General features: G+C 57.5%; 17 protein-coding genes and 1 pseudogene. 16 read left to right on the top strand and 2 right to left on the bottom strand.

What is annotated here, in order from left to right; all coding sequences use genetic code 11:
- Positions 1-7 precede the first annotated feature (7 nt).
- From rlmN to GH657_RS10300, 16 genes and pseudogenes are all read left to right on the top strand, one after another.
- Positions 8-1,180 carry a dual-specificity RNA methyltransferase RlmN gene (gene rlmN / locus GH657_RS10375; RefSeq protein ID WP_153100687.1) on the top strand — a complete coding sequence of 391 codons (1,173 nt, stop codon included), beginning with the start codon at positions 8-10 and terminating at the stop codon, positions 1,178-1,180.
- A gap of 220 nt (positions 1,181-1,400) precedes the next feature.
- A complete protein-coding gene (locus GH657_RS10370; protein WP_153100686.1) occupies positions 1,401-2,507 on the top strand; it encodes a helix-turn-helix domain-containing protein in 1,107 nt (368 codons plus the stop codon).
- A 59-nt stretch (positions 2,508-2,566) separates the two neighbouring features.
- Positions 2,567-3,868 carry a flavodoxin-dependent (E)-4-hydroxy-3-methylbut-2-enyl-diphosphate synthase gene (gene ispG, locus GH657_RS10365; RefSeq protein ID WP_153100685.1) on the top strand — a complete coding sequence of 434 codons (1,302 nt, stop codon included), beginning with the start codon at positions 2,567-2,569 and terminating at the stop codon, positions 3,866-3,868.
- Positions 3,869-3,888: 20 nt separating this feature from the next.
- A complete protein-coding gene (gene hisS, locus GH657_RS10360) occupies positions 3,889-5,226 on the top strand; it encodes a histidine--tRNA ligase (RefSeq protein ID WP_153100684.1) in 1,338 nt (445 codons plus the stop codon).
- 75 nt (positions 5,227-5,301) lie between these two features.
- A complete protein-coding gene (locus GH657_RS10355) occupies positions 5,302-5,934 on the top strand; it encodes a YfgM family protein (RefSeq protein WP_153100683.1) in 633 nt (210 codons plus the stop codon).
- Positions 5,935-5,994: 60 nt separating this feature from the next.
- Positions 5,995-7,140, top strand: a complete 1,146-nt coding sequence (gene bamB, locus GH657_RS10350; protein WP_153100682.1) for an outer membrane protein assembly factor BamB — start codon at positions 5,995-5,997, stop codon at positions 7,138-7,140.
- A 309-nt stretch (positions 7,141-7,449) separates the two neighbouring features.
- Positions 7,450-8,787 (top strand): ribosome biogenesis GTPase Der, encoded by a 1,338-nt coding sequence (gene der, locus GH657_RS10345; protein ID WP_153100681.1) that lies wholly within the window; start codon positions 7,450-7,452, stop codon positions 8,785-8,787.
- A 139-nt stretch (positions 8,788-8,926) separates the two neighbouring features.
- Entirely contained in the window at positions 8,927-9,163 is a 237-nt protein-coding gene (gene hfq, locus GH657_RS10340) for an RNA chaperone Hfq (RefSeq protein ID WP_153075043.1), read from the top strand.
- Between the two features lie 147 nt (positions 9,164-9,310).
- A pseudogene (locus GH657_RS10335) lies at positions 9,311-10,404 on the top strand (HflX-like GTP-binding protein); the annotation flags it as partial.
- Positions 10,405-10,458: 54 nt separating this feature from the next.
- A complete protein-coding gene (gene hflK / locus GH657_RS10330; protein WP_153100680.1) occupies positions 10,459-11,817 on the top strand; it encodes an FtsH protease activity modulator HflK in 1,359 nt (452 codons plus the stop codon).
- A gap of 11 nt (positions 11,818-11,828) precedes the next feature.
- The gene (gene hflC, locus GH657_RS10325) at positions 11,829-12,725 is read left to right on the top strand and encodes a protease modulator HflC (RefSeq protein WP_153100679.1); all 897 of its coding nucleotides are present in this window, start codon (positions 11,829-11,831) and stop codon (positions 12,723-12,725) included.
- 42 nt (positions 12,726-12,767) lie between these two features.
- Entirely contained in the window at positions 12,768-12,959 is a 192-nt protein-coding gene (locus tag GH657_RS10320) for a DUF2065 domain-containing protein (protein WP_153101716.1), read from the top strand.
- Between the two features lie 114 nt (positions 12,960-13,073).
- Complete coding sequence (locus tag GH657_RS10315) at positions 13,074-14,225, top strand: ATP phosphoribosyltransferase regulatory subunit (RefSeq protein WP_153100678.1); 1,152 nt, start codon at positions 13,074-13,076, stop codon at positions 14,223-14,225.
- A gap of 177 nt (positions 14,226-14,402) precedes the next feature.
- Positions 14,403-15,749 (top strand): adenylosuccinate synthase, encoded by a 1,347-nt coding sequence (locus GH657_RS10310; RefSeq protein ID WP_153100677.1) that lies wholly within the window; start codon positions 14,403-14,405, stop codon positions 15,747-15,749.
- A gap of 3 nt (positions 15,750-15,752) precedes the next feature.
- The gene (locus tag GH657_RS10305; protein ID WP_153100676.1) at positions 15,753-16,379 is read left to right on the top strand and encodes a phosphoribosyltransferase; all 627 of its coding nucleotides are present in this window, start codon (positions 15,753-15,755) and stop codon (positions 16,377-16,379) included.
- Positions 16,380-16,649: 270 nt separating this feature from the next.
- Positions 16,650-18,536, top strand: coding sequence for a potassium transporter Kup (locus GH657_RS10300; protein WP_153100675.1), 1,887 nt, complete (start codon positions 16,650-16,652; stop codon positions 18,534-18,536).
- 121 nt (positions 18,537-18,657) lie between these two features.
- Here GH657_RS10300 and GH657_RS10295 read toward each other — a convergent pair whose 3' ends face one another.
- Both GH657_RS10295 and GH657_RS10290 read right to left on the bottom strand, forming a co-directional pair.
- A complete protein-coding gene (locus GH657_RS10295) occupies positions 18,658-19,683 on the bottom strand; it encodes a hypothetical protein (RefSeq protein ID WP_153100674.1) in 1,026 nt (341 codons plus the stop codon).
- 357 nt (positions 19,684-20,040) lie between these two features.
- Positions 20,041-22,380 (bottom strand): Tex family protein, encoded by a 2,340-nt coding sequence (locus GH657_RS10290; protein WP_153100673.1) that lies wholly within the window; start codon positions 22,378-22,380, stop codon positions 20,041-20,043.

Genomic DNA, 22,380 nt, shown 5'->3' with positions numbered 1-22,380 from the left:
ATTCGATATGACGAGCAATCCAACCGTCAACCTTCTTGATCTCGATGCCGCAGGGCTAGTCGCCTATTGCGGCAGTCTCGGCGAGAAACCGTTTCGTGCCAGGCAGTTGCAACGCTGGATCCATCAGTACAACGCGGCTGATTTCGATGGCATGACCGATCTGGCCAAATCCTTGCGCGAAAAGCTCAAAGGCCGGGCCACGATCACCATGCCCGCTATCGTCAGCGACCATCTTTCTACCGACGGCACACGCAAGTGGCTGATCGATGTCGGTAACAGCAACGCAGTTGAAACCGTTTATATCCCCGAAGAAACCCGGGGCACGCTATGCGTGTCGTCGCAGGCGGGGTGCGCCGTCAACTGCCGTTTCTGTTCAACGGGCAAACAGGGTTTTTCACGCAATTTGACCACCGGTGAAATCATCGGCCAGTTGCGGATGGCTGAATTCGCGCTGCGTGCCTCGTCGGGCGCGGCAGCAGCGTCTGGTGGGCGTGATGCCGGCAGTGACGGCAAGGGCGAGCGGGTCATTACCAATGTCGTGATGATGGGTATGGGCGAGCCGCTGCTCAACTACGATGCCGTGGTGCCCGCCATGCGGCTCATGCTCGATGATTACGCTTATGGCCTGTCCCGGCGCCGCGTTACTTTGTCTACGTCGGGCGTGGTGCCGATGATGGACCGGCTCGGCGCCGATTTGCCGGTAGCGCTTGCGGTATCGCTGCACGCGCCGGCCGATGCGCTGCGTGACATGCTGGTTCCGCTCAACAAAAAATACCCGTTGCGCGAGCTGATGGCCGCGTGTCAGCGTTATCTGAAAGTCGCGCCGCGTGATTTCATCACGTTTGAATATTGCATGCTCGATGGTGTGAACGACAGCGAAGCGCAGGCGCGTGAGCTATTGGCGCTGACGCGCGATGTGCCATGCAAGTTCAATCTCATCCCGTTCAATCCATTTCCCGAATCCGGGCTTGTCCGTTCCAGATCAGACCAGATCCGGCGTTTTGCCGAGGTTTTGCATGGGGCTGGCGTCGTGACGACGATACGTAAAACGCGCGGCGATGATATCGACGCTGCGTGCGGCCAGCTTGCGGGAGCGGTTCAGGATCGCACGCGTCTTGCCCAGCGTACAGCCACAGGAATGAAAGCTGGAGCGAAGGTCATCGGGTTGCATCCGGTTTAAGGTACGGGGTTAAGGTATGAGGATATCGTCGGCCAATTTTTCAGGGATGCTGAAGGGTCGAAGGGTTTTGAGTCGTATGCGTCGTATGACTCGCATGTGATATAGGGTTTGGCGGTGGCATGGCGAACTCCATTTTGTTATAAACAGCCTGCGAAGCGGATCTGGACATGCTGGCCAGACGGGGCACAGGCCTAAAAAAATCGACGTCAAAGGATCTGAGATGAGTGAATCGCGGCAGCCGCATGAGTTTGATACAGGCGCTAACGCAGACCATCTGGCATCGGTCACCGGGCACTCCGCAGTGCCGTCTGGCGGGCTGGATTCTCTACTGGAGGTAGGGGCACGGCTGACTCAGCTGCGCGAGGCCAAGGGCTGGTCGATTGACGATGTCTCGGCTCGTCTGAAAGTCGCTGCAATCAAGCTGCGAGCCCTGGAGGCAGGTGATATCAGTCATCTCCCTGATGCAACTTTTGCGCTTGGCGTGGTGCGTGGTTACGCGAAAATGCTGGGTGCCGATCCTGCACCGTTTGCTCAGGCGCTGCGCCGCGAAAACGGTGCCCAGGAGCCGGATCTGTCGATGCCCGCATCTTCCGGCAAGGATTTGCCACGGGGCCGGGCCGCGCCATCACTGGGCGGTACCGGGCGTCATCGCTCCTGGCTGTGGGGGATTGCGGTAGTTTTTATCGCGTTGATCGCGCTGGCGGTTTGGCATACGAATGGTAGTGACGCCCCCCCATGGTTCACCCGTTTTAAGGCGGGGGCCAATGGGGCCAATGGGGCCGGTCAGTCCACGGCTGCAGCGGCTGCGGCGGTTCCGCCGGCAGCGTTGCCAGTTCCCGCATCGGCTTCTGCGCCGGTCACGGCCGCCGCCGGAGCCGATGCGGGCTCGACGGTTGTGCCTGCGCCTGCTGCATTGCCGGCTAGCACATCCGCGCTACCGTCATCTGCTACTGTGGCAGTGCCAGCCACTGCGGCGTCAATGGCGGTGCCCGACGTGCCGTCTTCCGCTGTCGTGACCACTTCTGAGGCTAGCCTTGTGGCGAGTTCGCCGGTTGCCGGTGCCGATACGCTGAAAGCCGGTGAGGCGATCGTCTCCCTGCGGGTAACGCAAGATAGCTGGTTTAGCGTTCGGCAGCAGGATGGCAAGGAGTTATTTTCAGGTCTCGTGCCAGCCGGTGAAACCAAGGCAGTGGCTGGTGTGGCACCGTTCCGGATTACCGTGGGTAATCGCGCGGGGCTGGAGTCGATATCACTTGATGGCAAACCGGTCGATCCCGCGAAATTTGCGGCAGCCAAGGGTAATGTGGCGCGTTTCGTCCTGCCGTGACGGATACATGATTTGACGCAGGTTTTTGTCGATATTCTCGATACTTAAAGGCGTTTTGAATGCAGACTAACTCATTAAATTCTGGCAGCCAGATTTGCTCAACTGAGCCTGTGCTGGGTGGCCACGCGGCGCGTCGCCGCTCGCATGCCGTCGATGTCCGTTGGGGTGGGCAGCTTGTCACTATTGGTGGCGATGCGCCGGTGCGGGTGCAGTCAATGACCAACACGGATACGGTCGATGCGATCGAAACCGCGATCCAGGTCAAGGAGCTGGCACAAGCGGGTTCGGAGCTCGTGCGGATCACCGTGAATACGCCGGAAGCCGCGGCGGCGGTGCCCGTCGTGCGCGAGCAGCTTGACCGGATGGGTGTATCGGTGCCACTGATTGGCGATTTTCACTATAACGGCCACCTGTTGCTGCGTGATTTTCCCGAGTGCGCACAGGCACTGTCCAAGTACCGGATTAATCCGGGTAACGTGGGTCACGGAGCCAAACGCGATACACAGTTCGCACAAATGATCGAGGCAGCAATCCAGTACAACAAACCCGTCCGGATTGGCGTGAACTGGGGCAGTCTGGATCAGGATCTGCTGGCAAGGATGATGGATGAAAATGCCGCGCGCACCACGCCGTGGGAAGCGCAAAGCGTGATGTACGAAGCGTTGATCCAGTCGGCGATTGGTTCCGCTGAACGAGCGATCGAGCTCGGATTGGGCCGCAACCAGATCATCCTGTCATGCAAGGTCAGTGGTGTGCAGGACCTGATTACCGTTTATGGGGAACTGGCGCGCCGCTGCCAGTTTGCCTTGCATCTTGGGCTGACCGAGGCCGGGATGGGTTCGAAAGGTATTGTCGCTTCGACCGCGGCGTTATCTGTCTTGCTGCAGCAAGGCATAGGCGACACGATCCGGATTTCGCTTACGCCCGAGCCGGGCGCATCGCGCACGGGCGAGGTGATTGTGGGCCAGGAAATTTTGCAGACCATGGGGCTGCGTTCCTTTACTCCCATGGTGATTGCCTGTCCAGGTTGCGGTCGCACGACAAGCACGCTATTTCAGGAACTGGCTTCGCAGATCCAAACGTATTTGCGTACCCAGATGCCAGTCTGGCGTGACCAGTATCCAGGCGTTGAAAAAATGCACGTCGCCGTGATGGGCTGCATCGTCAACGGCCCCGGGGAGTCGAAGCAGGCCAATATCGGCATTAGCTTGCCGGGGTCTGGGGAACATCCGGCAGCGCCAGTATTTATTGATGGCGAAAAAGTCAAGACGCTGCGTGGCGAGCATATCGCAGCAGAGTTCCAGCAAATCGTGAGTGAGTACGTCGCACGTACCTATGGCCGCGAAACAGTACCTAATTGAATAGAGCCAGATCAATCCAGATGACCGAACAAAAAAAGAAACTTGAAAAACTCTCCGGTGTGAAAGGCATGAATGACCTGCTGCCAGAGGAAGCAGGGCTATGGGAGTTTTTTGAAGCGACTGTCAAGTCGATGTTGCGCGCATACGGTTATCAAAATATTCGCACGCCGATTGTCGAGCCAACCCAGTTATTCACGCGCGGCATCGGCGAGGTCACCGATATTGTTGAAAAAGAGATGTATAGCTTTACCGATGCCCTGAATGGCGAACAGTTGACATTGCGTCCCGAAAATACCGCCGCAGTGGTGCGGGCGGTCATTGAACACAATCTGCTTTACGACGGTCCGAAGCGCCTTTGGTACATCGGTCCGATGTTCCGCCATGAGCGTCCGCAACGCGGACGGTACCGCCAGTTTCATCAGGTGGGGGTTGAGGCACTGGGTTTCGCCGGGCCGGACACCGATGCTGAAATTATCTTGATGTGCCAGCGCCTCTGGGACGATCTGGGTTTGAGCGGTATCAGGCTTGAAATCAATTCGCTGGGTTTGGCTGAGGAGCGCGCCGCACACCGTGTTGAGCTGATTGCCTATCTGGAGAAACATCAGGATGCGCTGGACGAAGATGCCCGGCGCCGGCTGTACACCAATCCACTGCGTGTGCTGGATACGAAAAACCCTGCGTTGCAGGCGATCGTTCAGGACGCACCGAAACTGATTGATTTTCTGGGCGATGATTCGCGGGCGCATTTCGATGGGCTGCAGCGTATTTTAAAGTCGAACAATATTCCGTTCAAAATCAATCCACGCTTGGTGCGCGGGCTGGATTACTACAACCTGACGGTGTTCGAATGGGTAACCGACAAGCTAGGTGCGCAAGGCACGGTTGCGGCGGGCGGCCGTTATGATCCGCTGATCGAGCAGCTCGGTGGCAAGCCGACAGCGGCATGTGGCTGGGCGATGGGTATCGAGCGCATTCTCGAGTTGCTCAAAGAAGAGAAGCTCGTCCCCGAAAACGAAGGATGCGATGTCTACGTTGTGCATCAGGGAGAAGCCGCGCGTGAACAGGCGTTTATCATTGCGGAGCGTTTGCGCGACACGGGGCTGGACGTCATTTTGCATTGCAGCCAGGACGGCCAGACGGCGAGTTTCAAGTCACAAATGAAGCGTGCCGATGCGAGCGGTGCCGCATTCGCAGTCATTCTCGGCGAAGATGAGATCTCGGCTGGAACGGCAGGCGTCAAGGTGCTACGTGAGCGTCAAGGCGAGGGGAAAAGCGAACAACGCACCGTGCCTGTTGAAGACTTGACCGAATTTCTAATCAATGCGATGGTTGCAACCGCCGACGAAGGCGACGACTGAGCGTTTTGTGGTTCAATCTGCGGTTCGGCGCAGTCCGATTTACCAAGATATCAAGGATGAAGGAATCGCCCGGCGATGAGTTACCACGACGAACAAGAATCGATTGAAAGTCTGAAAGCCTGGTGGACCAAGTGGGGCAACGCAACAACCTGGATTGTGTTAGCTGTGCTGGTTGCATTGGCGGGCTGGAATGGCTGGAATTTCTGGCAGCGGCGCCAGGCTGCGGAGGCCGCGGCATTCTATGACCCAACCGTGCAGCAGGCGCTGGCTTCGGGCGACAAGGCGAACATCACGCGTGCTGCCGCGGACATGGAAAGCAAGTTCGGTGGCACGGCCTATGCACCCATGACCGCGCTGGCGGCAGCGAAAGCGCTCTATGCCGCGGGTGATACGGCGGGAGCCAAGGTCCAGTTGCAATGGGTGATTGATCACGCTGGAATGGCTGAATTCAGTCAAATTGCCAAGTTGCGTCTGGCCGCTGTATTGCTCGACGAAAAAGCGTATGACGCGGGCCTTGCATTACTCTCGGGCACGCCAGAGGACGCCTTTAAAGGTGTAGTCGCAGATGGCCGGGGTGATCTGCTGGCGGCCCAGGGGAAACGCGATGAGGCACGGACGGCGTACAAGCTCGCACTGCAATCGTTTCCTAAAGACAATACTTCGGCACGCCAGTTGATCCAGTTCAAACTGGATGCGCTAGGTGGTTAAATGCTGAACACCGCATTTGGCCACGCCACATAACTCTTTTTATCATTGCTTCGCTGACCGATGACCCTGCTGAAACGTATTGCTGTGCCTGTTGCCTGCGCGATGGCTATGTTGATGATGGCTGCCTGCTCATCGTCGAAAGACGCGCGCCGCGTTCCGACGCCACTCACCGAATTCAAATCTGTGCTTGACGTACAGCAAGCATGGAAGGCGAGCGTCGGCAAGGGTGGGCGCTACCTCTTTTCACCGGTTGCGGTTGGCGATTCGATCTATGCGGCCGCGGCTAATGGATCCGTGGTGAAAATCGACGCACAGACGGGTAAGGATGTCTGGCGCACCCAGGTCGATAGCAAGTTGTCGGCTGGTGTGGGCAGTGATGGCACGCTGACCGCGGTCGGTGCGCTTAAGGGCGGTGTTTATGTGCTGGGTCCGGATGGCAAGTTGCTCTGGAAGGCCACTGCACCAGGCGAAATTATTTCGCCTCCGCTAGTCGGCAATGGTCTGGTTGTCGTCCGGACCGTCGATGGCCAGATTTCAGCGTTTAACGCTGATACGGGGGAGCTGCGCTGGGTCTATCGCAATCGCGCCGTGCCGCTGAATTTGCGCGTTTCGTCCGGGATGACGTTTGCTGCGGATGCCGCCGTGCTCGCGGGCTTTCCGGGTGGCACGTTTGCGGCAATCAACCTGCAAACGGGTGACGTGTACTGGCAAACGCCCGTGTCTTATCCGAAAGGGGTGACCGAAGTTGAGCGGATCAACGATGTCACGGGTCCGCCTACGCTTGTTGGTTCACAAACTTGCGCCGTGACATTCCAGGGGCAACTTGGCTGCTTTGATGCCAATTCGGGCCGCGCAGTGTGGGAGCAGCCGTTTTCTAGCACGAGTGGTCTGGCGCAGGATGACCGCGTGGTCGTAGCCGCCGATGACTGGGCGATCGTGTCCGCGTTTGATTCGCAAACAGGCAAACCGTTGTGGCGCAACGAGAAACTGAAAAGCCGCGATCTCGGTATCCCACTTTTGCTAGGCCCAGCGATTGCGGTGGGCGATTATCAAGGCTATGTCCATTTTCTGTCCCGTGACGATGGTGCTTTTGTTGCTCGTGTAAAGACCGATGACAGTCCCATTACTGCGGCACCGGTCATGGCAGGCGAGACGCTGGTTGTGCAAACCCATGATGGAGACCTGTACGGTTTTCGTCCCCGCTGATCTCGCACGGAACGTGATGTAGATGCGGCCGGCATTGCCGGCCGCATGTGTTTTTGTAGTCAGGCGGCGCGTTTTAATCCTGGGAGCCACGATGGCCCATGGGCATGTCTGCCCTGGCTGTGCCAGCAAGGTGAAATCCTGTAAATGGGGTTTTCATCGCGTATTTGAATTTGATGGCAGTCTGGGCCCATATCCAGATTTGACTGGATTCGTATAATTTTCGCCAAGTGCAGCTATCAGGCAGTTGCACGACGCGCTTCGCGGCTTGTCGGTTTTCGCTTTGCCGCGCCTCACCGTGAATAACATCTGATGAAACCCGTTATTGTCCTTGTTGGACGCCCCAATGTGGGGAAATCTACGTTGTTCAACCGTCTTACCCGTTCGCGTGATGCGCTGGTGGCTGATTTGCCCGGGCTCACGCGTGATCGCCATTATGGCGAAGGACGAGTCGGCGAGCGGCCGTATCTGGTCGTCGATACGGGTGGGTTTGAGCCGGTTGCAAAAGAAGGCATCTTGCACCAGATGGCGCGGCAAACCCGTCAGGCGGTTGAAGAATCAGACATCGTGGTTTTTATCGTCGATGGCCGTAATGGCCTGGCGCCCCAGGATAAATCCATTGCGGATTATTTGCGTAAAGTGGGGCGGCCGATTTTTCTCGTCGTGAACAAAGCAGAAGGCATGAAATACAGCACGGTAGCGGCTGATTTTTATGAGTTTGGCTTGGGCGATCCACGGGCGATTTCCGCGGCGCACGGCGACGGCGTGACGGAGATGATTAACGAGGCGCTTGACGTCGCTTACGCGGGATATGTTGAAGAGGACACCGGAGACAAGGAGCCACGCGGCACCAAAATAGCGATCGTGGGCCGCCCGAACGTCGGCAAATCCACACTGGTCAATACGCTGCTGGGCGAAGAGCGGGTGATTGCGTTCGATATGCCTGGCACGACGCGAGATTCGATTTATATCGATTTCGAGCGCCAGGGCAAGAAATACACGCTGATCGATACCGCTGGCTTGCGCCGGCGGGGCAAGGTATTTGAAGCGATCGAGAAATTCTCAGTGGTGAAGACCTTGCAATCCATTTCGGATGCGAATGTCGTCATCTTGCTGCTTGACGCGCAGCAAGATATTTCCGAACAGGACGCGCATATTGCTGGTTTTGTGGTGGAACAGGGCCGCGCGCTGGTGGTAGGGGTGAATAAATGGGATGGCCTGGATGCCCATGTTCGTGAGCGCACGAAAGCCGATTTGCAGCGCAAGCTGAAATTTCTTGATTTCGCTAAATTTCACTTTGTTTCAGCCGCGCAAAAAACTGGAATTGGCGCGTTGATGCGTTCGGTCGACGATGCTTATGCCGCTGCCATGGCCAAACTGCCAACGCCCAAACTGACACGTGCGTTGATCGAGGCGGTTGAGTTCCAGCAGCCGCGCCGCCGCGGGCCGGTACGACCCAAGCTGCGCTATGCCCACCAGGGCGGGCAAAATCCGCCGCTCATTGTGATTCATGGCAATGCGCTCGATGCCATCACCGATACCTACAAACGCTATCTTGAAAACCGCTTTAGGGAGGTGTTTTCGTTGACGGGCACGCCCTTGCGGATCGAGTTCCGTTCGACGGTCAATCCTTATGCGGATAAGGGCTGAGCCTTGCCTGTGTGCGCTGGCATAGCCGGATGGTTAGCGCGCGGGGTAACGAAAATCGGCTATAGTGTACCGGTTGACGGCGGATTTCTTTTTCTTCGCCGTCAATTTAGTTAACCTGCAAAAAAATACGGAGTTTGCTATGAGCAACAAAGGGCAATTGTTACAAGACCCGTTTTTGAACGCACTGCGTAAAGAACATGTGCCTGTTTCAATCTATTTGGTGAACGGCATCAAGCTTCAGGGGAATATCGAATCATTTGACCAGTACGTTGTGTTGCTCCGAAACACGGTGACCCAGATGGTGTACAAGCATGCTATTTCGACTGTCGTGCCAGCCCGTCCAGTGAATTTCCACCCGGACTCCGAACAGCCCTAACCTTGGTTGCGGCCGATTTGACATCGCCTGCTGGCGATTTGATCTTCGGCCGCTTTTATTTTGGCTATTTCCAATTTGATCAATGCAGCGCTTGTAGGTCTCGATTTCGGCAAGATTGATTTCGCAGCCAGCCTCGAAGAACTCAGTCTGCTCGCACAAAGTGCGGGTGCCCATCCTGTCATAACGCTCACCGGACGTCGCTCCAGTCCTGATGCTGCCTTGTTTATTGGCAGTGGCAAGGCGCAAGAACTGAAGCTCGCCTGTGAGGCCAACGACATCGAACTCGTCATTTTCAATCATGCACTGGCGCCTGCCCAGCAACGCAATCTTGAACGCGTACTTGAGCGGCGTGTGATTGACCGGACCAGTCTCATTCTGGATATCTTTGCGCAGCGCGCCCGCAGCCACGAAGGCAAGCTTCAGGTCGAGCTTGCCCAGCTGCAGTATCTGGCAACGCGGCTGATTCGCGCCTGGACCCACCTTGAGCGGCAAAAAGGGGGATTGGGTTGCGCGGGCCAGGCGAAACGCAGCTTGAAACCGACCGTCGCCTGATCGGTGAGCGCATCAAACTGCTGAAATCGCGCCTCGCCAAGCTGCGCCGGCAACATGGCACGCAAAGACGTGCGCGCGAGCGTAACCGTACCCTGTCAGTTTCGCTGGTGGGTTATACCAACGCGGGCAAGTCGACGCTGTTCAATGCTTTGACCAAAGCCGAGGCATATGCCGCCGATCAGCTATTCGCCACGCTGGATACAACTTCGCGGCGCGTTTATCTGGGTGAGGAAGCCGGTCAGGTTGTGGTTTCCGACACCGTTGGCTTTATCCGCGAGTTGCCCCACCAACTGGTTGCCGCTTTCCGTGCGACGCTGGAAGAAACCATTCACGCGGATCTGCTGTTGCATGTCGTTGACGCCTCAAGCGCGGTGCGCCTCGATCAGATCGACCAGGTCAACGAGGTATTACGCGCAATTGGTGCCGATACAGTCCGTCAGGTGCTCGTATTCAACAAGATTGACGCCGTGCCTGAGCTGGCGGCCCGCGGCGGCTCAGTGGAGCGGGATGAGTATGGTAATATTTCGCGCGTCTTTCTCAGTGCGCGAACGGGGCAAGGACTGGATACGTTACGTGCCGCTATCGCTGAATTTGCCCTGTCAGCGGCGCTTTCCAGCAAGCCGGACGAAGCGGATGCAGCGCTTCCAGCGCCCCCTCTCGATGGCCATGAGCTTCCTTTGCCTGGGCATTGATCCCTCTCCTCCCAAGGCGCAGACCGGCTTTTACTCTGGTGATAAACACAGGTGAACGATTACAACGAGCGGAGTATCCGGCGGAGTGTGCGCGCCATGCTTTCGATGAACGACCCGCGGTGGGGCCGGGGTGACACCAACGGTGACCGGCGGCGTCCAGATGAACCCAAACGTCCGTCCAATGGCAAGGATGGAGAGGGCCCTCCGGATCTTGACGAAATGTGGCGCGAGTTTAATCGCCGTTTGAACCGCTTGCTGGGGCGTAAGCGCTCCGGTGGTGGCGGGCGGCATTCAGACGATGGTCGCAGTGGACGCATTGGCGTTGGAATTGTGATTGGCGTGCTGGTGGCGGCGTATGCCGGCAGTGGCGTGTTCGTCGTCCAGGACGGCCAGGCCGGTGTGGTGTCCCAGTTTGGCAAATATCGCTATACCGCGGCCCCTGGTGTCCACTGGCGTTTGCCTTATCCATTCGGGACACATGAACGTGTCAATCTGGCGCAGCAGCGCTCGGTGGAAATCGGTCGCAATAACGTCGTGCCGCTGGCTGGCGTGAAGGATGCGTCGATGCTGACACGTGACGCGGATATCGTCGATGTGCGCTTTGCTGTCCAGTTCCAGGTGCGAAATCCCACCGATTACCTGTTTCGCACGGTCGATCCCGACCAAAGCGTGACGCAGGCGGCACAGGCGGCGGTGCGAAAAATTGTCGGCGCTTCGGCTACGGACGACATCCTCAAGCAAAACCACGACGTGCTCAGCCAGCAACTGACCGATGCGATTCAGCGTTCCCTGACCGAATCCCGCACAGGCCTTGCTGTGACGCGCGTAACCATCCAGTCGATTCAACCTCCCGAACAGGTGCGTGTTGTCTTTGATGCCGCAACCAGGCTGCATCAGGAGCAGGAGCGGGCCAAACGCGAAGTGCAGGCGCAGTCAAACGAAGCCTTGCCTCGTATCAAAGCTGATGCGGCGCGTTTGCTCACTGAGGCAAAAACGTATAGCGATCAGGTCGTCGCGCAGGCGCAGGGCGATGCCGAACGTTTCGAGCGGGCGTATGCGCAGTACAGCAAGGCCCCCGCGGTGATCCGCGAGCAGATGTATCTGGATACCATGCAGCACATTTATTCGAACTCAACCAAGGTGTTCGTCGATAGCAAGACGAGTAATAACGTGGTGTATCTGCCGCTCGACAAGCTGGTCGAGCAGACGCGCCAGAATGCTTCCGGTGCGGCCTCTGCTGCTGGCGCCGTGGCACCTGCTACCGCCGCCTCTACCGCCGCCGTGGCTTCTGGCGCTGCTGCTGCCTCAGGGGCCGCGGCGCTGGGTCAGGCGAGCCAGAGCGTGGTTGCCGAGCCATCCCGTTCACGCGAGTCGTTCCGCAATCGCAGTCGTGAAGACGACCTGCAATGAGAAACGCGAATATGAAGCGAATTATTGTGCTGGCTGTCGTCGTCGTGCTTGTGTTGCTGGCGTTGTGGTCCATGGTGTATAGCGTCGACGAGCGGCACGTTGCTTTGGTTGTGACACGTGGTAATCCGGTGCCGCTACTCGCGGGCCCAGGTTTGCACGTGAAACTGCCGCCGCCGCTGCAACAGGTGACGCGCGTCGATACGCGAACCGAAACCTTCGATGCGCCCGAGGAGGGCCGTTACCTCACCTCAGATAAAGCCGAACTGCTGGTGAATCCGGTGGTTAAATACCGCGTGACTGATCCACTCAAGCTTTTCGCTGAAACCAAAGGCGAATTGCGTAATGCCCGTAACCAGCTCGCCTTGCTGTCGCGCAATGCCTTGCGCGATGTGTTGACGAAGTACACGCTGACCGATGCGCTGGCCAAACAGCAGGATGTCGCAGTCGAGACGCGCAGTGCGATACAGAAGGCCGCGGCATCGCTGGGTATCGAAGTGCAGGAGGTTGCGTTGACGCGTATTGATTTTCCGGCTGCAGTGGCGGAGTCGATCTACAAGCGCATGAGCGCTGCCCGCGAAGAAGCGACCAACGCGGAGAAAGTTCAGGACGCCGCTGAAATAGAGCAGCTCAAGGCGCAAGCCAGACGCCAGCAGGAAGCGCTCATGCAGGAGGCTTCCAGCCAGGCGCAGGAGATCAAGAGCGAGGGTGACGCGAAGGCAGCGCTGATGGCGGCTGGGGGGTATAACCGCGATCCGCAGTTCTACCAGTTTTACCAGAGCATGCAGGCGTACCGGCGTGTGTTCAAGCCGAATGACGTGATTGTCGTTGATTCCGGCAACGCGTTTTTCCGCTTCATGCATAGCCCGGATGGCGCGGCGTCACCGTCTGCCGCAGCACGCAAACCCTGATCGCCGTCACGTTCTGGAGCGCAAGGCAGGCCGCCCATGCATATGGACATAGCTGGTTCGTTACTGCTTGCGATCGCCCTGATGCTGATTATCGAAGGGATATTTCCCTTCGTTTTTCCTGATACATGGCGCGACACGTTTCGCAAAATCGCGGAACGGCCCGTACACCATATCCGCATGGGTGGGCTGATCGTCATGGTACTGGGGCTCATCTTGCTGCTCATCGCAACCTGATGCCGAGGCCGTAGCCCAAGGCCAGCGGGCATTGCAGACAAGCCCTCCGCACGGGGCACCTTTCTTCCATTATTGGCGCGATGGCGCCGCGCTTAACGTCGCAGGACGATATTGATGTCGATCTGGTTACTTCCCGAAAATATTGCCGATGTATTGCCGTCAGAAGCCCGCAAGATCGAAGAGTTGCGGCGTCGCTTGCTGGATCGCTTTCGTGTGTATGGCTATGAAATGGTCATGCCGCCGTTGCTCGAGTATCTCGAGTCCCTGTTAAGTGGGGGCGGTGGGGATCTGGACCTGCGTACCTTCAAGCTGGTGGACCAGTTGTCTGGCCGCACGCTGGGCTTGCGGGCGGACATGACACCCCAGGTTGCACGGATCGATGCGCATTTGCTCAATCGTCAGGGGGTGACGCGGCTGTGCTATGCGGGCAATGTGCTGCATACGCGTCCGCGTGGCCTGCACGCCACCCGCGAGCAAATCCAGATCGGTGCCGAAATCTATGGTTATGCAGGGCTTGAGGCGGATCTGGAGATTCAGCAACTCATGCTCGATGCCCTGCGCTTGACCGGGCTGACGCGCGTGCGTCTTGATCTGTGTCACGCGGGTGTGCTGGCTGCGCTGATCGAGGCAGAGCCTGCCGCGGCAGCGCTGGGTGAAGTGCTATACGACGTTCTGGCGAGCAAGGACGTGCCACGGCTGACAGAACTGAGCGCTCATTTTTCTCCAGTCACACGGGATGCGTTGCGTGCGCTTCCAGCACTTTATGGCGACATCACCGTGTTGGCCGAGGCACGAGCGCGCTTGCCCCAGAAGCCCGAGATTGCACGTGCGCTGGATGATCTGGCATTCCTCGCGGGTCAGGTTCGCGGCGCGGAGGTGATGATCGATCTGGCGGATCTGCGTGGCTATGCCTATCACAGCGGTGTGATGTTTTCGGCTTATGTAGACGACGTTCCGAACGCGGTTGCACGGGGCGGCCGCTACGACCACGTAGGCCAGGTGTATGGCCGCGCACGGGCAGCGACAGGCTTCTCACTCGATCTGCGCGAAGTGGCTCGTATTTCGCCTGTCGAGGCGCGCAGCAGTGCCATTTTGGCGCCGTGGCAACTCAATGACGCGTTGTGCGCGCGCGTGGCTGCCTTGCGTGAGGTGGGTGAAGTGGTGATCCAGGCTTTGCCGGGCCATGAGCACATGCTTGACGAATTTGCCTGCGACCGCGAACTGGTCGAGCGCAATGGCGTCTGGACGGTTGTGCCGCGTACCTGATACAAGACAGGGGCCCGGGCAGGTTGCAAGGCGGCTACAAGGGCATGCGGATGGCCTGGCGCGATATGAACTTGGGAGTTTGGGGGCTTGGGCTCCTGCCGTTCGGAGATCGCTGAAAAATTCAGGGCCCGCCGCGAACATGGGTAGAATACGTTTTTAACCAGCTTACAAAACAACATGTCTGCTAGCGCAGTGAATGTGAACTCCGGACGCAATGTCGTCGTCGTGGGTACTCAATGGGGTGATGAGGGTAAAGGCAAGATTGTCGACTGGCTGACGGACCACGCCCAGGGCGTCGTCCGTTTTCAGGGCGGTCACAATGCGGGCCACACGCTGATCATCGGCGGCAAAAAAACCATTTTGCGTTTGATCCCATCGGGCATCATGCATCCCGGCGTCGCATGCTATATCGGCAATGGCGTGGTGTTGTCCCCCGAAGCCCTGTTCAAGGAAATCGGCGAACTCGAAGCCGCAGGCATTGACGTTCAGAAGCGCCTCTTCATTTCCGAAGCCACCACCCTGATTCTTCCCTACCATATCGCCATCGACCAGGCGCGCGAAGCGCGTCGTGGCGTGGACAAGATCGGTACGACTGGACGTGGCATCGGCCCGGCTTACGAAGACAAAGTCGCCCGTCGCGGCTTGCGGGTGCAGGATTTGTTCGAAGTGAAAGTCTTCGCTGAACGCCTGCGCGAAACGCTCGATTTCCATAATTTTGTCCTGACTCAATATCTGGGCGCACCCGCGGTCGATTTTCAGCAAACGCTCGACATGATGCTGAGCTATGCAGACCGCCTGAAGCCGATGGTCACGGATGTCTCGCGCCGTCTCTACGAAGAAAACCATGCTGGCCGCCATTTGCTGTTCGAGGGCGCGCAGGGCACGTTGCTCGATGTCGACCACGGCACGTATCCGTTTGTCACTTCAAGCAACTGCGTGGCGGGTGCGGCCGCGGCAGGCGCGGGCGTCGGTCCGCAAAAGCTGAACTATATTCTCGGCATCACGAAAGCCTATTGCACGCGGGTCGGCGCGGGGCCTTTTCCTAGCGAACTGTACGACGCGGACAATGCACAACGCCAAGACCCGGTCGGTCTGAATCTCGCTACGGTTGGCAAGGAATTTGGCTCGGTTACTGGCCGTCCGCGCCGCACGGGCTGGCTTGATGCGGCAGCATTGCGCCGTTCGATCCAGATCAATGGTGTATCGGGTCTGTGCATGACCAAGCTCGACGTGCTGGATGGACTGGACGAAGTCAAGCTATGCGTGGGCTATCTGATGGACGGCAAGAGCGTTGATCTTCTGCCGCGCGGTGCAGCCGAAGTTGCGCGCTGCGTCCCAGTTTATGAAACGTTTCCCGGTTGGCAAGAAAGCACGGTGGGTATCCGTGAGTGGGAGCGCTTGCCTGCTAATGCCCGTGCGTATCTGACGCGTGTGCAGGAAGTGGCGGGTGTGCCGGTGGATATGGTCTCGACAGGGCCCGACCGGGATGAAACCATTTTGCTGCGCCATCCGTTCAAGGTTTGAACCATGACGCAGGGCATCCCCATGATCACCATGAAAGACCCGCGCAATGATGAGCGCAATCTATGGGTCGGCTGGGACGAGTATCACCGCTTGATCGAACTGTTGGCGCTCGCTGTCCATGATTCAGGCTGGAAGTTCGACAAAATTTTGTGTCTCGCGCGCGGTGGCCTGCGTGTTGGCGATCAACTGTCACGCATCTACGACCTGCCGCTGGCGATCCTCGCTACGAGTTCATACCGCGAGGCGGCGGGCACGGAGCAGGGTGAACTCGATATCGGGCAGTACATCACGATGACGCGAGGTGAGCTATCGGGCAACGTGCTGCTCGTAGATGATCTGGTCGATTCAGGCGTGACGCTCGCACGCGTGCAGCAGCATCTGAAGGACCGTTATCCCGCTGTTACGGCTGTGCGTTCGGCGGTGCTCTGGTACAAGGGGTGTTCGAGCGTGAAGCCTGATTATTACGTGCAGTCTTTGCCGACCAACCCATGGATCCACCAGCCATTTGAAGAGTGGGACACGGTGCGGCCGCATAATCTCGGCGCGTGGATCAAGCGCGGCACGGCTCAGGCAGCGGGCTCAGGCAGCGGGCTCAGGCAGCGGACTCAGGCAGCGCCCCCCGGCGCCTGAAAGCCTGAGATAAGGCAGGCCTCGCTGTAGCGGATGTGAAAACGGAGTTCAAAACGGGCTCCGTTTTTCTTTGTGCGCTGGGCCGTTAGCGAGCAATACGGACAAGCGCGCGGACAAGCGCGATATTGGGCGGCCTCGAAGGGGTATGCCCAGTGCTACACTGCGCGAGCTTTTCAAGTGGCACATCCGCAACAGGCCAAATAACACACTGGTGTGGCCCGTTTAGAATAGCGTTCGTTTTTTCCGCTCAGGACGGGATTTCCCGCGTTTATGACAGATACCCATCACGTGCGCAGGCAGCCTTTGCCTTCCATGGCCATTGCTGCAATCGGCGTAGTTTTCGGCGACATTGGTACCAGCCCGCTCTATTCACTCAAGGAAGCTTTTAGCCCATCGCATGGCATTCCATTAACCGATGCCTCGATCCTGGGTGTGATCTCGCTGCTGTTCTGGGCGATCATGATCGTCGTGGGCATCAAATACGTATTGCTCGTGATGCGGGCCGACAATAACGGCGAAGGCGGCGTGCTGGCCTTGATGGCGTTGTCGCTGCGTTCATTCGATCAGAAAAGCCGTATCGCCAGCTTGCTGATGATGCTGGGCATTTTCGGCGCATGCATGTTTTATGGTGATGCCGTCATCACGCCCGCCATTTCCGTACTCTCCGCAGTCGAAGGCCTGAAGCTGGCCATGCCCAGCATGGCGCATCTGGTGTTGCCGCTCACCATGGTGATTCTCGTGATGCTGTTCTGGATCCAGCGTCACGGCACGGCCCTGGTTGGGCGTCTGTTCGGGCCCATCATGGTGATATGGTTTTTGACGCTCGCGGTGCTGGGCATTTCGCACATCGTGCAGTCGCCTGGCATCATCGCGGCGCTGAACCCGTATTACGCCATTTCGTTTATGTCCGCGCACGTATTGCAAGCCTATGTGGTACTGGGCTCGGTGGTGCTGGTGCTGACGGGTGCCGAGGCGCTATATGCCGATATGGGGCACTTCGGCGCGAAGCCGATTCGTTTTGCGTGGTACGCCCTGGTGATGCCATCGCTCGTGCTGAACTACTTTGGTCAGGGCGCGTTGCTGATGCATGACCCCCAGGCCATTGCCAACCCGTTCTTTTTGCTGGCGCCTGACTGGGCGCTGCTACCGCTGGTTGTGCTGGCTACGGTGGCGACCGTCATCGCGTCGCAGGCCGTCATCTCGGGGGCTTACTCGCTGACTAGCCAGGCGATTCAACTGGGCTACGTGCCTCGCATGAAAGTCCTGCACACGTCTGAGCTTGCGATTGGACAAATCTACGTGCCCGTCGTGAACTGGATGCTGCTTTTTATCATCCTGTGTATCGTGGTCGCGTTCAAAAGCTCGGATAACCTTGCTGCGGCCTATGGTCTTGCGGTAACCGCGACGATGGTCATCACCACCATACTGGTATGCGTCGTGATGCTGAAGGTCTGGAAGTGGAACAAGTTGCTCGTCGCGCTGATTACCGGTGTGCTGATTACGATTGATCTGGGTTTCTTTGGGGCCAATCTGCTGAAGGTGGCCGAGGGCGGGTGGCTGCCGCTGGGTATTGGCGCGTTGCTGTTTTTCCTGCTGATGACGTGGTTCAAAGGCCGCCTGATTGTCAAGGAGCGCACCGCGGCGGATGGGATTCCGCTGATGCCATTCCTGCAAGGTTTGCTGGCGCATCCACCGCACCGGGTATCCGGCACGGCGATCTATCTGACGGGAAGCGATACGCTGGTGCCGGTTAGCCTGCTGCACAACCTGAAGCACAACAAGGTGTTACATGAGCGCACCATTTTCCTGACCTTTGTCACACGCGATATTCCTTATGTGAATGACGCGGAGCGCGTCACTGTGAAGGATGTGAGTGGCGGGCTGTATCTGGTGAAAGCGCTTTACGGCTTCAATGAAACACCGGACGTTAAAGCCGTTTTGCTGGAAGTCGGGCGCACGCATAACATGACGTTCGAATTGATGGACACGTCATTTTTCCTCGCGCGGGAAACCGTTGTGCCAACCCAGTTGCCGGGGATGTCGGTCTGGCGCGAACGGGTGTTTGCATGGATGCATCAAAACGCGGCGAAACCTACCGACTTTTTCAGCATTCCCGCCAACCGGGTGGTCGAGCTGGGGACCAAGATCGAGATTTGAGGGCTGAAGCGAGGCATGAACCTTCGACTCAAGGTCGAAGGTTCTAAAAATACATTGAGAGTAGGGCAGAAACGGGTTTTCAGGTCATCCCCCGTTTCTAACCTTCCGCGACTAAAAAACTCTACCTAACGTGACGCCTGCTTTGCGAGGGATTGCTCACTTGAAGATCAAGCTGCTGTGGCATAACTGGTTTGCCGATAAAGAAATCCAGGAGGCGGTTGGAAAAAAGTAGCGTTAAAATTCTAATAAAAAATCTTGCTGGCGAGGGCAGCGACAGTAATTTCAGTTTGGTAATGAATTTATTGTCTTCAATCCCGCTATTATTTAATGCTGCATGAACATTAATGCCCATCCTGACTTTTTTTTCTGTCTCTTTTTTCAGATTTTCGTGTTCTTTTTTATAGCGCTCAATAATCGGTCTGGTTTGTAAGGTTGCGGTAATATCACGGCCTTGTCTGATATTTGAGAATTGCTTGCCGACTGTTCCCATAAAATCAGTAAGATATTGGCTTTGAATGTCATTTTCTGTGGCGATTTTTATATGGTCCACCCTCTTTTTTAGCTGTTCCAGAGCGCGGCCAAACTGCGTTAACTGCTCTATTTGCTTTTCCGTAAAATCCAGATATTTTCCATCGGAATTTACAAAATTCTCAGGGACCGGATCACCGAGCATCAAGTTCTTGAGTGCGCTGTTAAAACCATGTAATTTCTGTGTGGCCTGAGGATTCTTGTTCCCGCCGAGGCCCGCAGCTTTCTGTACCGTATAGAGCGCCTCCCCTTGGAGAAGCTTGTCCGTCCAGTCAGTCGACACTGTATTGGCCTGTTTTTCCGCCTCGCCCCGCTGAGTCGCGCGGTTTTGTGCGGCTTTAAGATCCTGTTCGATACATACATCCCACTCAGATTTAAACTTTTTGCGTATGAGAATAAATTCTTGCGTGATATTTGAAGTTCGTGGCGAGCTTCCATTTTTATCAGGGTGAATGATGTTCAAATGAATGTTGCTTAGTAATTTAACTCTTGAGTTATAGTCTTCTACTGTACGGTATTCGTTTATGTTTGGAGCATTGATGGTCTTAAGATACTCCTGATTATTTTCGATTACATCAATGTATTTCTGGCGGGAACTTTGATTTTGATATATTGTCATTTTCTTCTCGGTTTGAAATTATAAAATATAAAGCCGGAAAATAAATTAATCCGTTATTCCGGGCGATTTCAGAAAAACGACTTTAATTCTGAAACTTTTCAAATCAAAAATAAGATTACGGGTTGGGCAAACGTATTCTAAGTAACCATGCGGCGGCCAAAGTTCCATATAAAAATCAAACTTTTGGCGATACGGTTTCTTTGACTGTCTGGCTTCGTGGTCGCGGTTTGCCGCATGGGCTTAACGAAAGGCCTCCTCCCCCGACGACGCGTGCTGCTCACCGGGTGGAAGAGGCCTTCGTTTGTTTCGGGTTTGCGGCATGGCGCCAACCCGATGGCTTAACGCTTGACGCAGCGCTTAACCTGGGCGCTTGAGCTTGGCGAACGCCGCAGCCATGGCGCCTCCCGCCGGCTCAGGCTGGCGGCCGCGCGGTTGGGGCGAACGGACTGCACCGCGCCCGGCGGGGCCGGTAGCGTTGCCGCCATGACGCGTCGCCGCACCAGGCGCGAAATCATCGTCGAGCCGCATGGTCAGCGCAATCCGTTGGCGTTTGACATCGACCTCCAGCACCTTGACCTTGACGATCTGGCCCGCCTTGACGACTTCGTGGGGATCCTTGATGAACTTGCTGGACATCGCCGACACGTGCACCAAACCATCCTGGTGCACGCCGATATCAATGAACGCACCGAATGCCGCGACGTTCGTCACCACGCCTTCCAGCACCATGCCCGCTGAGAGGTCGGAGATTTTCTCGACCCCGTCACGGAACGTGGCGGTTTTGAATTCGGGGCGAGGGTCGCGGCCCGGTTTTTCGAGTTCCGCCAGAATGTCGCGCACCGTAGGCAGCCCGAAGCGCTCGTCGGCAAATTCAGCCGGCGACAGCCCTGCGAGCGCTTCGCGGTTGCCGAGCACTTCGCTGGCCTGGCGGTTGATCTTGCCCAGAATCCGCTCGACCACGGGATAGGCTTCGGGGTGAACCGATGAGCAATCGAGCGGATTGTCTCCGCCATTGATTCGCAAAAAGCCTGCGGCCAGTTCGAACGTTTTGTCTCCGAGGCGGGGTACCTGGCGTAGATGCTCCCGTGACGGAAACGGACCATGCGCATCGCGGAAATCGACGATATTGCGCGCCAGTGTCGCATTCAGCCCGGAAACCCGGGCCAGCAGCGCTATCGAGGCTGTATTGGCATCGACCCCCACCGCGTTCACGCAATCCTCGACCACCGCATCGAGCGATCGAGCCAGCTCGCGCTGGTTGACGTCGTGCTGATACTGGCCGACGCCGATGGCCTTGGGCTCGATCTTCACGAGTTCCGCTAGCGGATCTTGCAGACGGCGGGCAATCGAGACGGCTCCGCGCAGCGTGACATCGAGTTCAGGAAATTCTTTCGCCGCGAACTCGGACGCCGAATAAACCGATGCCCCGGCTTCGGAAACGACGATTTTTTGCAGCTTGAGTTCAGGATGGCGCGCGATCAGCTCGCTAGCGAGCCGGTCGGTCTCGCGCGAGGCCGTGCCGTTGCCGATGCTGATCAGCTCCGCCTGGGTTTGCGCTGCGATGCGCGCGAGGCGGGCCAGCGAGCCGTCCCAGTCGCGGCGGGGCTCGTGGGGATAGATGGTATCGGTGACGAGCAGCTTGCCGGTGCGGTCCACGACCGCGACTTTCACGCCCGTGCGCAAGCCAGGGTCCAGGCCGATCACGGCTTTGGGGCCAGCGGGCGCGGCCAGCAACAAATCTTTGAGGTTGCGCGCGAAGACCCGGATGGCTTCGTGTTCCGCTGCCTCGCGCACCTGGGTGAGCAACTCGTTTTCGAGATGCGGCTGGACCTTGACACGCCAGCACCAGCGGCAAACATCGGCGAGCCATTTGTCGCCTGGGCGGCCGAGATTCTCAAGCGCGAAATGGCGTGCGATCAGTGCTTCACCTGGATGCGGCACTTGCGCATCGAGTTCCTCGCCAAGCCCCAGCTTGATCATCAGCACGCCCGCGTTGCGGCCGCGAAAGAGCGCCAGCGCACGATGCGACGGGATGGTTTTGAGGGTTTCGGCGTAATCGTAATAGTCGCGGAATTTCTCGCCTTCTTCGTTTTCCTTGCCTTCGACCACGCGTGCGGAGACCACGCCCTGCGTGAACAGATAATCGCGCAGCTTGCCCAGCAGTTCCGCGGTTTCGCCGAATTGTTCGGAGAGAATGTCCCGCGCGCCGTCCAGTGCGGCTTTGATATCGGCGACACCCTTTTCGGCGTTCACATAAGCCGCGGCTTCGGTTTGCGGATCAAGCAGGGGGTTGGCCCGCAACGCCTGCGCCAGCGGCTCGAGACCCGCCTCGCGCGCGATCTGGGCCCGGGTGCGCCGTTTGGGCTTATACGGCAGATAGAGGTCTTCGAGTATCTGTTTGCTGTCCGCGCTTTCAATGGCGGCCTGTAGCAGGTCGGTCAGCTTGCCTTGCTCGGCGACGCTCGCAAGAATGGTGGCGCGCCGGTCTTCGAGTTCGCGTAAATAGAGCAGCCGTTCTTCCAGATTGCGCAATTGCGTATCGTCGAGATTGCCTGTCACTTCCTTGCGATAGCGCGCGATAAACGGAACAGTGGCACCTTCGTCGAGAAGTTGTACTGCAGCCGTGACCTGGCGGGGCGAAACGGTAAGTTCGGAGGCGATGCGCTGTACGATTTTGAGTGCTACGGTTTCCGTCAT

Origin of the sequence: Paraburkholderia hayleyella, from assembly GCF_009455685.1 — a bacterium.
GTDB lineage: Bacteria > Pseudomonadota > Gammaproteobacteria > Burkholderiales > Burkholderiaceae > Paraburkholderia > Paraburkholderia hayleyella.
Note: the sequence above shows the minus strand (reverse complement) of the source record. Positions and strands in the feature narration are given on the sequence as shown.

What these genes read in the sequence shown, in the direction of transcription:
- GH657_RS10370 (WP_153100686.1), top strand. Translation starts at nt 1,401, where the DNA reads ATGAGTGAATCGCGGCAGCCGCATGAGTTTGATACAGGCGCTAACGCA.
- GH657_RS10320 (WP_153101716.1), top strand. Translation starts at nt 12,768, where the DNA reads ATGGACATAGCTGGTTCGTTACTGCTTGCGATCGCCCTGATGCTGATT.
- hisS (WP_153100684.1), top strand. Translation starts at nt 3,889, where the DNA reads ATGACCGAACAAAAAAAGAAACTTGAAAAACTCTCCGGTGTGAAAGGC.
- bamB (WP_153100682.1), top strand. Translation starts at nt 5,995, where the DNA reads ATGACCCTGCTGAAACGTATTGCTGTGCCTGTTGCCTGCGCGATGGCT.
- rlmN (WP_153100687.1), top strand. Translation starts at nt 8, where the DNA reads ATGACGAGCAATCCAACCGTCAACCTTCTTGATCTCGATGCCGCAGGG.
- GH657_RS10290 (WP_153100673.1), bottom strand. Translation starts at nt 22,380, where the DNA reads ATGACGGAAACCGTAGCACTCAAAATCGTACAGCGCATCGCCTCCGAA.
- GH657_RS10300 (WP_153100675.1), top strand. Translation starts at nt 16,650, where the DNA reads ATGACAGATACCCATCACGTGCGCAGGCAGCCTTTGCCTTCCATGGCC.
- hfq (WP_153075043.1), top strand. Translation starts at nt 8,927, where the DNA reads ATGAGCAACAAAGGGCAATTGTTACAAGACCCGTTTTTGAACGCACTG.
- GH657_RS10305 (WP_153100676.1), top strand. Translation starts at nt 15,753, where the DNA reads ATGACGCAGGGCATCCCCATGATCACCATGAAAGACCCGCGCAATGAT.
- ispG (WP_153100685.1), top strand. Translation starts at nt 2,567, where the DNA reads ATGCAGACTAACTCATTAAATTCTGGCAGCCAGATTTGCTCAACTGAG.
- GH657_RS10295 (WP_153100674.1), bottom strand. Translation starts at nt 19,683, where the DNA reads ATGACAATATATCAAAATCAAAGTTCCCGCCAGAAATACATTGATGTA.
- GH657_RS10355 (WP_153100683.1), top strand. Translation starts at nt 5,302, where the DNA reads ATGAGTTACCACGACGAACAAGAATCGATTGAAAGTCTGAAAGCCTGG.
- hflC (WP_153100679.1), top strand. Translation starts at nt 11,829, where the DNA reads ATGAAGCGAATTATTGTGCTGGCTGTCGTCGTCGTGCTTGTGTTGCTG.
- GH657_RS10315 (WP_153100678.1), top strand. Translation starts at nt 13,074, where the DNA reads ATGTCGATCTGGTTACTTCCCGAAAATATTGCCGATGTATTGCCGTCA.
- der (WP_153100681.1), top strand. Translation starts at nt 7,450, where the DNA reads ATGAAACCCGTTATTGTCCTTGTTGGACGCCCCAATGTGGGGAAATCT.
- GH657_RS10310 (WP_153100677.1), top strand. Translation starts at nt 14,403, where the DNA reads ATGTCTGCTAGCGCAGTGAATGTGAACTCCGGACGCAATGTCGTCGTC.